The sequence below is a fragment of the Vibrio sp. 1288 genome, from assembly GCF_033344475.1.
Genome location: NZ_JAWPOX010000656.1, coordinates 1 through 643, shown reverse-complemented (window position 1 = coordinate 643; position 643 = coordinate 1). Strand labels below are relative to the sequence as shown.

At 46.8% G+C, this 643-nt stretch carries 1 protein-coding gene; it reads left to right on the top strand.

The window, feature by feature from the left end; genetic code table 11:
- Nucleotides 1-643 (top strand): lipid-A-disaccharide synthase (lpxB, locus tag R8O11_RS28600; protein WP_318195044.1); only part of this gene is annotated, 643 nt, incomplete at both ends.

Sequence of the window (643 nt, the reverse complement as noted above, 5' to 3'; positions counted from 1 at the left end):
ATTAAAACCGTGCACTACGTGAGCCCTTCAGTATGGGCGTGGCGTCAAAAGCGTATCTTCAAAATCGAGGCTGCGACCAACCTGGTACTGGCTTTTCTACCGTTTGAAAAGGCGTTTTACGATAAATTTAACGTGCCTTGTGAGTTTATCGGCCACACCTTAGCGGATGCTATTCCTTTGCAATCTGAGCAAGCGCCTGCGCGAGATCTGCTAGGACTTGAACAAGACAAAAAATGGTTAGCAGTTTTACCGGGTAGCCGTGGTAGTGAGCTCAAGATGCTCTCTCAGCCATTCATTGAGACGTGCAAGCTTCTGCACCAAAAATACCCTGGTTTGGGCTTTGTAGTGGCGCTAGTTAATCAAAAACGTCGAGAGCAATTTGAGCAAGCGTGGAAAGAGCATGCGCCCGAGCTTGATTTCAAATTAGTGGATGATACAGCTCGCAATGTTATTACAGCCTCTGATGCGGTAATGCTAGCATCTGGAACGGTAGCGTTAGAGTGCATGTTGCTTAAACGTCCTATGGTTGTTGGCTATCGCGTCAATGCCTTTACCGCCTTTCTGGCCAAGCGCCTATTGAAAACTAAGTACGTGTCACTACCCAATATTCTCGCAGATGACGAACTGGTTAAAGAGTATCTTC